Here is a 12,960-nt window from a genome sequence, read left to right as displayed (position 1 = left end):
AAGTTATACTTTACAAATGGTAAGTAAATTTGACTTTCCTAAATAGAATGTCTAACATTAACGATAGCAAGGAGTGATCATCTATGGGAAAAATTCGAAATGCAGAGCGGACACGCCAAAACATTTTGCAGGCAGCTAGAGAAGAATTTTTTGATAAAGGTTATACGGGTACACGTATTGAATCAATCGCAAAACGTGCCGGTGTTAATAAACAATTAATCTATCATTATTTTAAGGGGAAAGATGAACTCATTAATGAAACGATAAATGCTTTCGTCGCTGAACAATTGCCGACAGGAAATTTAACATTACCTGCGGATCCTGTGCAAATCGCTGAATTCCGCTACAAGGTAAATAAAGATTATTTAAAGGATTTTTTGAAATTTTCGGCCTGGGAAGCAGTTGATAATTTACCTGATAGCTTAAAGGGTGAGGAACAACGGAAAAAGGTTCTTCAATCTTATAACGAGGATATAAAATCTAAACAAGAGAACGGACTTGTTCCAAAAGAATTAGACCCTGAACTCATTACATTAATGATGTCAAGTTTAACGATTTATCCGCTTCTATATGGTGAAGTAACAAAAATGATTACAGGCTTGCATCCCGATGATCCTGAATTTCAGGAAAAGTGGATGAGATTTTTGCGACAGATAAGTGAGCGTGTATTTAGAATGGAAGAATAAACAGTTAAGGTATGGGTGGAGCTTTTGCTACATATTCGGATTATTGATGGGGAATTTGTTTAAAAAGTGATTTCAATTTTATCTTGTTATATTTATAAATCGGCCATTGAAAGAGGTTTCCCTCTGCTTTTTTACTATAAGTTTGTATCATTCGTGTTCTGAAGAAGGTTTTTCATTTCCGGCATTGGGAAATTCGGATTCATCGGCGGGATGAAGATGATTTCTCAACTCCGGCTTTGGCAAAATCCGTTTCATCGGCGGGATGAAGATGATTTCTCTCCACGCAAATTCGAAAATAGGCTTCATCAACTTTACGAAGAACTTTTCTCTTCTCATATAATTTCAAAATCGGCTTCATCAACCTTATGAAGAACTTTTCTCTTCTCATACAAAATCAAAATCGGCTTCATCGACCTTATGAAGAACTTTTCTCTTCTCATACAATTTCAAAATGGGCTTCATCAAAATTATGAAGAACATTTCTCATCTCATACAATTTCAAAATCGGTTTCATCGACCTTATGAAGAACTTTTCTCTTCTCATACAAAATCAAAATCGGCTTCATCGACCTTATGAAGAACTTTTCTCTTCTCATACAATTTCAAAATCGGCTTCATCGAAATTATGAAGAACATTATTCTTCTCATACAATTTCAAAAAGGGCTTCATCAAAATTATGAAGAACTTTTCTCATCTCATACAATTTCAAAATCGGCTTCATCAAAATTATGAAGAACATTTTTCTTCTCATTCAATTTCAAAATCGGATTCATCAAAATTATGAAGAACATTTCTCTTCTCATTCAATTTCAAAATCGGCTTCATCGAACTTATGAAGAACATTTCTCTTCTCATTCAATTTCAAAATCGGCTTCATCGGCCTTATGAAGAACATTTCTCTTCTCATTCAATTTCAAAATCGGCTTCATCGACCTTATGAAGAACATTTCTTTTCTCATTCAATTTCAAAATGGGCTTCATCGAAATTATGAAGACCTTTTCTCTTCAAATACAAATTCAAAATCGGCTTCATCAAAATTATGAAGACCTTTTCTATTCAAATATATATCAAAATGTTCTTCATCAACTTCTAGCATTGGCAAAATCAGGTTCATTAGCAAGATGAAGGCGATTTCTCAACTCCGTCATTGGAAGCATCGGATTCTTCGGGAGGGATGAAGATGATTTCTTTCCTCAATACATGTAAATAACGCGGTGGATGAATACAATTTCTGCAGCTAATATGGATTTGTTCTAGATTACTCTTTGGGAGCGACTCCAACCCAAGAATCCGACAAGCCAACCTCGAGGTACCTATCCTCCATGTTGCTGTGGCCCTCTTTGGGGAGAGGATAGCCTCTACAAATCAGTCAAAACATGCTTCATCATCCCTATGTTTATCACATTCTAATAATCTATCATCGCTTTAACCGATATGCCCGTCTCTCAGCGTATTCTGAGCAAGGGATGCATACTTTTATCGTTTTCCCTTTATCATTGAGATAATGACGTAGTTGACTCTGTTTTCGATTACAGATCGTACACTTTTTTCGAAACATATTCAATAATGACATTGCCACACCCCTTTGCAACTTTATTTCCCGCTTTCTTTTATTAAAGCAAAAAAACAGAGAGTTTCCTCACTGTTTTTATCAACTTACTTCAATTTAAAGTAATATTCATGTGAACCCATTATCGACATCCAGTTACTTAGATAGACCATTTCAGCTGGTTCGCTACCTTTTGGAATCGGTATGATAATAGTCCCTTCATTTTTACCACCTGGACGGACCGATGCTTCATTATATGTCATACCTTGAAGGTTTTGTTCAATATAATTATTTTCTTCTATTTCTACACCATTCTCATTATAAAATTTGAATGAATAATTTGCTACTACCGTTTCTAAAGCTTCTATTTCTCCTATATTTTCAATAGCTACATCGAATTGAGCGTAATCGTATTTGTCATTGTCTTCTTGAACAGTTGACTTCCCTTGTACAATCTCAAAGTTACTAACTGTCATTTTTAATTCAGTTGCTTTCTCTGGATTAATGCTTGTTATCACATTAAATGGTTTATCAATAGTGACTTCTTTCGATTCCTTTTGTACTCCCGTTTCTTCTGTCGTTACCTCTTTAGTTGTTGTATCAGCTTTCTTAGTTGTTCCTTCTTCATTTGAAGAACATGCAGCTAAAAATGCGAGTAATAAAATGGCTAACACACTTAACTTTTTCACGTTTATCTCTCCTTGTTGTAATGGTATGTATTTCTCTCAATAACTCACATCATTAATATCGACAAAATCAATAAGAGTTTTAATGTTTTAACGGATAAAAGTAGATTTTCTTCCTCCCCCTCTTTAGCCTCTTGGTTTGCTAGAGTCTAATAGACTTAAAGCATATCCATAACAGGAATTCCTATCTGCATGCGATTTGTATTAATTACGTAATCTACAAACTTATTAATGACAAAAAGAGGAAATTGTTGATTCATGTTGAAATATCAATATACAACACTATAAAAAGAGGTTGATTGTTAATGGAGATAAAAATCGTTGAAAGAGGGCCAGTCCGTATTATTGGTATGAAGATAGATACTTTATTAAAGGATACGAGAGAACAACACTTAATTCCTAAACTTCAGCAGGCATTTCATAAAAAAGTAAGTACGATTGAGGGTGTCATTGGTCTTCCGACAACTTATGGAATTTTTATCGATCCACCTAATTACAATCCCGATACTGACTTATTTACATGGATAGCTGGAGTAGAAGCAACTGCTGAAGTTGAGGTTCCTTTCGATATGATTTCCTATGTAATTCCACAAGGAAGCTATGCTGTTCTTTCGTACGAAGGTGACATTGACAATGCAGGTAGTGCCTATGATAAGTTATTTGAATGGATTCAAGACTCTGCCTACGAACAAGCAGGTACATTTGGTTTTGAATTGTATTCAGAAAAACACGATGTGTTAGAACGAAAGAGTGCAAGCTTTTTATTACACTTTCCTGTAAAGTTATCCGAATAATGAAAGGTAAATCTGACGTATATTGGAATGATAATGAATCATCCTTTCAAAAGAGGTGAACGGAATGCCTAACCGAATTGTTCGAAGTAATTAGTTCCCGGGCTGGAAAAAACGCGTACCAGCTATCAAGGGGGAAGTCTGCCCTTTTTTGGAACAATTGTACTTGAACAATGAGTAGGACTAATGTTTAATCGAAAGGTGATATTAATGGCTAAATTAAACGAAAAAGAGTTTTATGAAAAGGTTGGCAAAACAAACGGCTGGGATTTTAGCAAGCTGCAAGTGACAGTAGAAGGCATGCGATGGGATTTTCATGATGAGGTAAAGAAAATGAGCAAATCAACAGACGTGTTGCTTGATGTTGGTACTGGCGGGGGAGAAAGTTTACTACAACTAGCATCTTCATTTCAATTCTTAGTTGGGATTGATTTATCGGCTACGATGATTGAAACGGCTCAGAAAAATGTGAAAGACTCTCAAATATCAAATGTTCGATTTACGCAAATGTCGTCAGACCACTTGTTATTTCCTGAAGAGTTTTTTGATATTGTGACGTGTCGTCATGCACCTTTTTGTTCAAAAGAGATTGCTAGAGTATTAAAAAGCGGTGGATCTTTTCTAACTCAACAAGTCGGTGAAATGGATAAGCTTAATTTAAAGCAGGCATTTAAGCGAGGTCATACAATGCATAAAGATGGTGCATTATGCTCTATGTATGTAAAAGAATTGTACGATGCAGGTTTTTCTGAGATTCAGACATTTGAATATGATGCAACTGACTATTACCATCGTCCTGAAGACCTCATTTTCTTACTTAAGCATACACCAACAATTCCCCAATTTGGTGAGAAGCAAGATGATTTCGAAATCTTAGAAAAGTTTATACGAGAAAACACAACGTCTAAAGGTATACGTACAAATTCTAAACGATTTCTCATTGTTGCAAAAAAGTAAATGGTAGATAAGTAGGTCGCTCCAAGTTCTAGAACATATTCTTATATATATTAGGGGGTGACACATAAGTAGTCACCTCTTCTATTCCAATCAAAGGTGTTGATAACTTTGAATAAAGTACTGTCGTTTTTTAAAGAAATCGTTTTGGATATGACATCGATGACTAAAGGCTTTTTTTACGGGTTCTTTATCGTCGGTTTATTTGTAGTCATTTGCAGTTTGATTATCACTGGATTAATATTTATGAAAAATTTATTCCTCTAACCATTATTAAGGTAGGCGTAGATTATGACAACGATACAAAAGCTATTCGAAATTTTATTATATTTTTACTGCTTAGGGTATGTTTTTGTGTATATTGGCTTCTTTTTAATTATTCAAGTTACACATTTAGATTTTAATCTAGTTAGCACTCTAGCAATTATCCTTCCCTTTCTTATATTACTAGTATTTGTATCCGGTTTCTGGAATGCTACTTACCACGATGTAAAAAAAGAGTTTTGGATGAAGCAAAGGTTACTATTCATAACGATTCTTGGTAGTCTCCCTCTCATAATCTGTTCGATATTTCTAGCAATTAATGAATATCAATCTATTTTCCAACGCGAAAGATGGGTAAACAATGAATCAGATAGGGTTTATATGGTTGATGACTTGTTGTCGGAAGTAGAATTAACCGGGAAAACAAGAGAAGAAGTGATTACGCTACTAGGAGCTCCTACTGAAACTGAATACTTTCAAACAGATAGTAATATCGTATATTATCTAGGTACTGAAAGAGGGATTATTCCAATAGATAGTGAATGGCTCGTCATAGACTTTGATCATAACGATGTTGTGAAAGGATATACGGTACAAACAGATTAACTAAGATGATATTGCGTATTCATTAGGTTACAATTAGAAATGTTTAGACAAGTGCTGCATTATGTTTAAAATTTACGTTGTTAAGTCGGCTGTAATCCTGCAGAACTAAAGGTTGGAGAAGCTTGAAGCCAAGCTTCTTTTTGTTTCCTGGTTCTTTTTATATAAAATGTCTTACCATTTATTCACGATCTAGCTTTCTTTTCAAATTAATCATTTCCTCTGCTAATTTCTCAATCCGCATTTTTACATTTGTATTGATTATTTCATTGTCATCATCAAATTGGTCATTTTGGATGAACACGTTTCCTGTGGGGACAGTCCCCTTTAAATAGGTGAGGATTGGTCTTAATTGATATTCTGGTACGAGGAAGTGTTTGTCGGTTCCAGCTGTTGTTATCATCCCTGTTACTTTTCCTTTAAAGGCGTCTACCGGAAAGTGGTCTAGTACGTTTTTTAATGCACCTGTTATTGAAGCTTGATAAATAGGCGTTCCGAATAGAAGTATATCAGCTGCTGCTATTTTATTGACAACATTCACCGTATCGTGATTATAGTACGTTAAAGGTGTACCCCTTACAAATTCCACGTCATATTCTTTTAAATCAATGAGTTCAACTTGAATATCAGCAGAATACTTTCTTGCAGCGGTCAATACATCATGTACTGCTTTTGATGTTTTCGTACCAACGAGTGAGCCCGAGATACCGACTAGTTTCATGATACTCTCCTCCATCAAATTAACATATCCCAAATAGCTTACCCTCTCGTTGAGCATTTATTATCAGCATATCTCCCATAAAAAAAGAGTCAGACCGCTCTAACACTTGTTATAGATAAAAGTTGCTGGTTATCTATAACAAGTGTTATTTGTGGGGTCTGACCCTGATATTATACAGCTGGCGGGCCGAATTTTCCGTTATGGAAATCTCGAAATGCTTGTCTAATTTCATCCATTGTGTTCATTACAAACGGACCGTATGGAACAATCTCTTCCTTGATTGGCGTTCCTGAGTAAATTAATACTTTTGACCGTCTATGATTTGATTTCAAGACAAGCTCACTGCCGCGTTTTGTGTCGCCACCTTCATTATAGGTTAATGTTGCGACACCATGCTTTTTTAAATTAACCTTTTCAACACCAATATCTAAGTCACCAGATAATACATAGATGAAAGCATTGTGTGTTTCTGGGATGTTATGAATAAATGTCGCACCTTCAGTCAGTGTAATTTCTGATAATGTGATGGGGACTACAGAATCCATTGGACCTTTTACACCTGCAACCTCACCAGAGAATACCCGAACGAATCCTCCATCAAAACGAACGACAGGTGCATCCTCTTGATAAATGTTTTGATATGTTGTTTCCGTGTTTTTCTGACTTTTCGGTAGATTTAGCCAAAGCTGCAATGTATGTGCAATATCATTTTCAACAGCTTCTTCAGCATGTCTTGCCGCCCACCCTGCATTCATGTACTGAACATCTCCAGGTTCGAGAATATCTCTGCCTCCAGCGTTATCGATATGCTCAAGCCTTCCATCGATGACATATGTTACTGTTTGAAAGCCTCTATGTGGATGGTCAGAAAATGTACCTCTTTTAAACCAATCCTCTGCCATTAATACGAATGGATCGAATTCCTTCCAGCGTTCGACTGGCAGTACCCAGCCTTTTTGTATGGAAGGAAAACCAACCTCTTCATATTGTACATACCAATGATCCTTTACATTTCTCTGAAAGGCGAAATGTTCGTTAGTCATGCTATCACCTGTTCCTAACTTTGTATATCTTATAATGAATATTCAGCTAACTCTGCTTCAATATGAGCTCTAATTAATACTAAGCATTCTTCAGCAGTCTTTGCAAAAATCCGTTTTCCGTTTACAATCGCATATGGTCGCTTCGCACACATCCCACAAAAGGAAAGGCAGCTGCTTTCTATTACGGCAACCTCCGGATATTCAGCTTCAAGAATACCTTCAATGTCTAGTTCATTAATTAAACTGCCATCACAAATTTCCACAACGACGATCCCCATCTACCTTTCCCCTCCTTACTATATTAAATATGGTGGAAAAACCAACCATGCCTGCTTCTATATAAAGTTATTTTACTTAATTGGTATAAAAGAATATCATGATTACACCATATTATTATTGTGATTGCAAACGATTGAGCCTTTCCTGTTTCTAACAATTACATTTTGTTTTTTTGCAAACGAATACAAAAGTTAGTTTATTGGGTATACAAAGTAACTGAAATCCGTTATACTAAAGATGAGCAAAACTATAACTTTAAATGAGGAGATATTATGGGACAAAATACAAAACCTAATAAACCGTTAGTTACACATATCTACACAGCAGATCCTTCTGCACATGTATTTGATGGAAAACTATATATATATCCTTCACATGACCTTGACCATGATGAACCTTCAAATGATAATGGTGACCAATATAAAATGGAGGACTACCATGTACTTTCAATGGATGATATGAACTCTCCAGTTGTTGACCATGGTGAAGTGCTTCATTTAAAAGATGTTCCTTGGGCTAGCAGACAAGCTTGGGCACCAGATGCAGCTTATAAAAATGATAAATATTACTTATACTTCCCTGCAAGAGATAAGGACGGGATTTTCAGAATTGGTGTTGCAACAGGAGATAACCCAGCAGGTCCATTTAAAGCAGAGGAAAACTACATCCCAGGAAGCTTCAGTATTGACCCTGCTGTATTAGTTGATGATGACGAAAAAGCATATATTTACTTTGGCGGTCTTTGGGGCGGTCAGTTAGAAAAATGGCAAACTGGATCGTTTGTGGACGATGCTGAAGGTCCAGCACCAGATGCACCTGCATTAGGACCAATCGTTGCTGAATTAACTGATGATATGTTAACATTCAAATCTGAACCAAAAGAAATTTCAATTGTTGACGAGGATGGTAATCCAATTGTTGCTGGTGATGAAGACCGTAGATTTTTCGAAGGTCCATGGGTTCACAAATACAATGGCCTTTATTACTTATCATATTCAACAGGAACAACACACAAAATCGTTTATGCAGTAAGTGAAAACCCACAAGGACCATTCGTGTTCAAAGGAACGATCCTTACTCCTGTAATCGGCTGGACAACACATCACTCTATCGTTGAATTCCAAGATAAATGGTATTTATTCTATCATGATTGTGAATTCTCAGACGGAGTTAACCATAAACGTTCAGTTAAGTTCACTGAATTAACGTATAATGAGGACGGAACAATCCAAACAATTGACCCGTATCCGGAAGAAAAGTAAGAACAAAAGTGCTGACACTCAGTTTAATGAGGTCAGCACTTTTTTTATCCCTTAAAATCAATCGTATTCCCTAGCACAGGATGCGGAGCTTGAGATGTTTGTAGCATTTCTACCATTTGCTGTCCTTTTAGCTCAGCTGTATCTAACGTTTTTTTCGTCATTGCTAAGCTGACCTTTTGCAGTAATGCTGCTTGTGACTTATCTAATGAGTGATAATTCCAATCATGATACCCCCTTGTTCTTCATATCGACATCATAGGGAAAATATGAAGACAACCTGACAATATAAAAAAGATGGTGAAGTTAAGAGGTTAACTCCTCCTCTTAATCACCATCTTTCTTTATTTATTCGTGAAAATTCGTACCATCAGTTGTCGCTTTAATAATACCAGCGCGGATAACGAAGTCACCAAAGTGTTCGCCATCTTCACGTTCTTTTGCATAGCGAGCAAGCAGAACACGTAGTTCTTTTAAAATTTCTTCTTCGCCAATATTTTCGCGATACATTTTATTTAAACGACTACCGTCAAAGGCAGCTCCTAAATACATGTTGTATTTGCCAACCGCTTTACCGATGAAGGCAATTTCACCTAATGCAGGTCGAGCACAGCCGTTCGGACAACCTGTCATTCGGATCGTAATTTCTTCATTACGTAAGCCGTTTTCATCAATAATCGTGTCAATTTTTTCTATTAATGTTGGTAAATAGCGTTCAGCCTCAGCCATTGCTAATCCACATGTTGGTAACGCAACACACGCCATTGAACTGCGGCGAAGTGCTGAATAATGTGCACCATCTGTTAATTGATATTCTTCAATTAGCTCAGTAATTTTTTTCTTCTTCTGTGCAGATACATTTGCAATGATTAAGTTTTGGTTCGCTGTTAGGCGGATATCCCCTTTATGAATTTTCGCAATTTCACGAATACCCGTTTTTAGTTTGTAACCGTCAAAGTCAGCGATACGACCACCTTGAACAAATAATGTGAAGTGCCATTTTCCATTTAAGCCTTTTTCCCAGCCATAACGGTCGCCATTGCTATCGAATTGGTATGGCTTTGCTTCGTCAAGCTTCCAGCCGAGACGGTTTTCAAGCTCTTCTTTTACTGTTTCAAGACCAAGTCTGTCAACTGTATATTTAAAACGGGCATTTTTACGTACAGAACGGTTTCCGTAATCGCGTTGAATTGTAATAACCTTTTCTGCTACATCGTAGATTTGGTCTGGTTTTACAAAACCGATTACTTTCGCAAGCTGTGGGTATGTTGCTGTGTCACCATGACTCATTCCCATACCGCCACCAATCGCAACGTTAAATCCGATGAGCTTCTCATCTTCGACAACTGCAATTAAGCCTAGGTCTTGTGAGAAAACATCAATATCATTAGATGGTGGAACAGCAATCCCAATTTTAAATTTACGTGGTAAATAGAGCGGACCATACATTGGTTCGACATCCACGTCAGGTGTACTTGCTACCTTTTCTTCATCAAGCCAAAGCTCGTGGTAAGCTCTCGTGCGTGGTAGTAAGTCATTACTTAATTTTTTCGCCCATTCGTACACTTCTAAATGGACATCAGATTTGTAAGGATTTGGGTTACACATCACGTTTCTGTTTACATCACCACATGCGGCAATTGTATCTAATAATGATGCGTGAATGGCTTGAATCGTTTTCTTCATATTCCATTTTAAAATACCGTGCATTTGGAATGTTTGACGAGTTGTAAGCTTTAATGTGCCATTACCGTATTTATCAGCAAGCTCATCCATGACGAGCCATTGGTCTGGTGTTGCAACGCCACCTGGCATTCTGACACGAAGCATGAATTGATATGCTGGTTCTAGCTTTTGTTTTTGACGTTCATTACGAAGGTCACGGTCATCTTGCAAATAGCTCCCGTGGAATTTCATTAAACGATTATCGTCATCTGAAATTCCTGCGCTTAGAGGCTCAAGCATTGATTCTTTTAGTGTTCCACGCAAAAAGTCACTTTCTTCTTTAATGCGCTCAACATCACTTGGTTTACCTTCTGGCGCTTTTAAAATCTGATTCCCCATGTTCAAGTAAACTCCTTTCAAGTTAAAAATTAATATACGTCACGTTGGTAACGTTTTTGTTGCTGCATGTTCGCTAAATATTCTTCTGCTTGTTCACGAGACATGTTTCCTTCTTTTTCTATAATATCTAGTAATGTATTGTGTACATCATGTGCCATGTTTTTCTCGTCTCCGCAAATATACACGACAGCACCTTCTTGTAACCACTCATACAAGTCTTTACTATGTTGCTGCATACGATGTTGGACATACACTTTTTCTTCTGTATCACGAGAGAAGGCAACATCCATTCTTGTTAACACACCATCTTTAACCCATCTTTGCCATTCTGTTTGATACAAGAAATCTGTGACAAAATGCTGGTCTCCAAAGAACATCCATGATTTTCCTTCAGCACCAACCTCTTCACGTTCTTGCATAAATGAACGGAATGGAGCTACACCTGTACCTGGTCCAACCATAATAATTGGTGTATCAGGATTTTCAGGGAGCTTAAAGTTTTGGTTGTTTTGGATATAAACTGGGATTGTATCACCAGGCTGTAATCGTTCTGCAGCTTGAATTGAACATACACCTTTTCGCTCACGACCGTTCGCTTCATAGCGTACAGCGCCAATTGTTAAATGTACTTCATCAGGATTTGCTGTTAAGCTGCTAGAAATTGAATATAAACGTGATGGCATTTTACGTAGCACAGAAATAAGTGCTTGTGGTTCAATCTCCCACGGACCGAAATCACGGATTAAATCTAGCAAATCACGGCCATCGATATATGCTTTAATTTTCTCATCATCACTAGCAAGCTCTTGCAATTCTTTATTAGAAGAAAGCTCTGCAACTTGTTTTATTAATGGTTTTGTTATAACCGTAATTTCAAAATAAGTGCTTAATGCTTCTTTTAAGGTTAGAACCTCACCTTTTTTATTAATCGTTACTGTTTCATCTTGATTCCACTTTAATTCACTCAAGATTTCTTCAACGAGAGATGGGTCATTTTCTGGATAGATTCCTAGACTATCACCAGGTTCGTATGTCAACCCTGAGCCTTCAAGTGAAATTTCAAGATGACGTGTTTCTTTATTTGAACCTTTACCATTTAAATTAATATTTTCTAATACTTCTGCTTTAAATGGGTTCGTACGTGAATAAGCAGATGCTTCTGCTTGAGGTGCAGCTGTAGTCGCTTGTGCTTCAGCAACTCCGCCTCCCTGTGCTTCACTCAAGCCATTTAGCACACCTTCTAGCCATTCTGCTGCTGGTTCATCAAAATCTAAATCACAGTCAACACGGTCAGTTAGACGTGTTCCACCTAACTCTTCTAGGCGCTTATCGAAGTCTTGACCAGTCTTGCAGAAAAACTCATATGAGCTATCCCCAAGTGATAAGACCGCATAGCGCAAGTCTTCAAGCTTCGGTGCACGTCTGCCATGTAAAAATTCATGGAAGGAAAGTGCGTTATCTGGAGGATCTCCCTCACCATGTGTGCTCACAATAATAAGGAGATTTTTAACCTTTTTCAAATTATTTGGTTTAAAATCACTCATCGCAGATACAGTTACTTGAAAGCCTTTTTCTTCAAGTGTTTTTCCTGCGTTTGTTGCTAAGTTTTGCGCATTACCAGTTTGTGATCCAAAAAGGATTGTAACTTCTTTTGATACTGGTTGTGCAGGAGTTTGTACGGGATGAGCAGGACTTGCGTCAACACTTCCAACTGCGGTAACTGTACTTGTTGCAGCTAAATATCCGCTGAGCCATACTTTTTGCTGTTCTGTCAAGGTTGGCAGAAGACGATTAAGGAGTTCTACCTGCTCCTGATTAAAAGGACTGTTTACTACCTGAAGTTGCAACGATATCCACCTCACAAAGGAATTTAACTATGTAGGTCATTTTATTGACGAATCCATCAAATTTCGCCATCTCATAGTCGTGAAAATTAGTTAGTTTTATCGTACTATATTATTCCTATAAGTCAAGTAGGTTTTAGTCAATTAAACCATTAACTTATTTATATCCGAAAAAATTGATACTGCTATGAATCTCGTTATCTATAATGGTGTTG

12 protein-coding genes and 1 pseudogene are annotated in these 12,960 nt (G+C 37.0%); 6 read left to right on the top strand and 7 right to left on the bottom strand.

Annotation, left to right across the window (positions count from 1 at the left end):
- Positions 1–83: 83 nt before the first annotated feature.
- Positions 84–686, top strand: a complete 603-nt coding sequence (locus J2S19_RS15680) for a TetR/AcrR family transcriptional regulator (protein WP_307344063.1) — start codon at positions 84–86, stop codon at positions 684–686.
- Between the two features lie 1,658 nt (positions 687–2,344).
- Here the strand turns inward: J2S19_RS15680 and J2S19_RS15675 are convergent.
- Positions 2,345–2,926 carry a DUF4352 domain-containing protein gene (locus tag J2S19_RS15675; protein WP_307344061.1) on the bottom strand — a complete coding sequence of 194 codons (582 nt, stop codon included), beginning with the start codon at positions 2,924–2,926 and terminating at the stop codon, positions 2,345–2,347.
- 302 nt (positions 2,927–3,228) lie between these two features.
- Here J2S19_RS15675 and J2S19_RS15670 point away from each other — a divergent pair, with 302 nt between their 5' ends.
- The 4 genes from J2S19_RS15670 (at position 3,229) to bamE (ending at position 5,538) form a co-directional block, all read left to right on the top strand.
- The gene (locus tag J2S19_RS15670) at positions 3,229–3,717 is read left to right on the top strand and encodes a GyrI-like domain-containing protein (RefSeq protein ID WP_307344059.1); all 489 of its coding nucleotides are present in this window, start codon (positions 3,229–3,231) and stop codon (positions 3,715–3,717) included.
- A gap of 207 nt (positions 3,718–3,924) precedes the next feature.
- Positions 3,925–4,671: a class I SAM-dependent methyltransferase gene (locus J2S19_RS15665; protein ID WP_307344126.1), complete on the top strand. Its 747-nt coding sequence runs from the start codon at positions 3,925–3,927 to the stop codon at positions 4,669–4,671.
- A gap of 108 nt (positions 4,672–4,779) precedes the next feature.
- Complete coding sequence (locus J2S19_RS15660) at positions 4,780–4,935, top strand: hypothetical protein (protein WP_307344057.1); 156 nt, start codon at positions 4,780–4,782, stop codon at positions 4,933–4,935.
- 24 nt (positions 4,936–4,959) lie between these two features.
- Positions 4,960–5,538 (top strand): outer membrane protein assembly factor BamE domain-containing protein, encoded by a 579-nt coding sequence (bamE, locus tag J2S19_RS15655; RefSeq protein WP_307344055.1) that lies wholly within the window; start codon positions 4,960–4,962, stop codon positions 5,536–5,538.
- A 178-nt stretch (positions 5,539–5,716) separates the two neighbouring features.
- Here bamE and J2S19_RS15650 read toward each other — a convergent pair whose 3' ends face one another.
- From J2S19_RS15650 to J2S19_RS15640, 3 genes are all read right to left on the bottom strand, one after another.
- Complete coding sequence (locus J2S19_RS15650; RefSeq protein ID WP_307344053.1) at positions 5,717–6,256, bottom strand: NADPH-dependent FMN reductase; 540 nt, start codon at positions 6,254–6,256, stop codon at positions 5,717–5,719.
- A 170-nt stretch (positions 6,257–6,426) separates the two neighbouring features.
- Positions 6,427–7,299, bottom strand: a complete 873-nt coding sequence (locus J2S19_RS15645) for a pirin family protein (protein ID WP_307344051.1) — start codon at positions 7,297–7,299, stop codon at positions 6,427–6,429.
- Between the two features lie 29 nt (positions 7,300–7,328).
- Complete coding sequence (locus J2S19_RS15640) at positions 7,329–7,577, bottom strand: YuzB family protein (RefSeq protein WP_307344049.1); 249 nt, start codon at positions 7,575–7,577, stop codon at positions 7,329–7,331.
- A 273-nt stretch (positions 7,578–7,850) separates the two neighbouring features.
- On the opposite strand from J2S19_RS15640, the gene J2S19_RS15635 reads away from it, so the two are divergent.
- Entirely contained in the window at positions 7,851–8,840 is a 990-nt protein-coding gene (locus J2S19_RS15635; RefSeq protein WP_307344047.1) for a glycoside hydrolase family 43 protein, read from the top strand.
- 44 nt (positions 8,841–8,884) lie between these two features.
- On the opposite strand, the pseudogene J2S19_RS15630 reads toward J2S19_RS15635, so the two are convergent.
- The 3 genes and pseudogenes from J2S19_RS15630 to J2S19_RS15620 all read right to left on the bottom strand — a co-directional run.
- Positions 8,885–9,031 (bottom strand): annotated as a pseudogene (locus tag J2S19_RS15630) (YjfB family protein); the annotation flags it as partial.
- Between the two features lie 154 nt (positions 9,032–9,185).
- Entirely contained in the window at positions 9,186–10,901 is a 1,716-nt protein-coding gene (gene cysI, locus J2S19_RS15625; RefSeq protein WP_307344045.1) for an assimilatory sulfite reductase (NADPH) hemoprotein subunit, read from the bottom strand.
- Between the two features lie 29 nt (positions 10,902–10,930).
- Complete coding sequence (locus J2S19_RS15620) at positions 10,931–12,748, bottom strand: assimilatory sulfite reductase (NADPH) flavoprotein subunit (protein WP_307344043.1); 1,818 nt, start codon at positions 12,746–12,748, stop codon at positions 10,931–10,933.
- Positions 12,749–12,960 lie beyond the last annotated feature (212 nt).

This window comes from Metabacillus malikii, from assembly GCF_030813355.1.
In the GTDB taxonomy this organism is placed as follows: domain Bacteria; phylum Bacillota; class Bacilli; order Bacillales; family Bacillaceae; genus Metabacillus; species Metabacillus malikii.
This window is presented reverse-complemented; position numbering and strand designations above follow the sequence as displayed.

Coding starts and splice junctions, on each gene's coding strand:
- J2S19_RS15645 (WP_307344051.1), bottom strand. CDS start 7,299: ATGACTAACGAACATTTCGCCTTTCAGAGAAATGTAAAGGATCATTGG.
- J2S19_RS15650 (WP_307344053.1), bottom strand. CDS start 6,256: ATGAAACTAGTCGGTATCTCGGGCTCACTCGTTGGTACGAAAACATCA.
- J2S19_RS15670 (WP_307344059.1), top strand. CDS start 3,229: ATGGAGATAAAAATCGTTGAAAGAGGGCCAGTCCGTATTATTGGTATG.
- bamE (WP_307344055.1), top strand. CDS start 4,960: ATGACAACGATACAAAAGCTATTCGAAATTTTATTATATTTTTACTGC.
- cysI (WP_307344045.1), bottom strand. CDS start 10,901: ATGGGGAATCAGATTTTAAAAGCGCCAGAAGGTAAACCAAGTGATGTT.
- J2S19_RS15665 (WP_307344126.1), top strand. CDS start 3,925: ATGGCTAAATTAAACGAAAAAGAGTTTTATGAAAAGGTTGGCAAAACA.
- J2S19_RS15635 (WP_307344047.1), top strand. CDS start 7,851: ATGGGACAAAATACAAAACCTAATAAACCGTTAGTTACACATATCTAC.
- J2S19_RS15680 (WP_307344063.1), top strand. CDS start 84: ATGGGAAAAATTCGAAATGCAGAGCGGACACGCCAAAACATTTTGCAG.
- J2S19_RS15640 (WP_307344049.1), bottom strand. CDS start 7,577: ATGGGGATCGTCGTTGTGGAAATTTGTGATGGCAGTTTAATTAATGAA.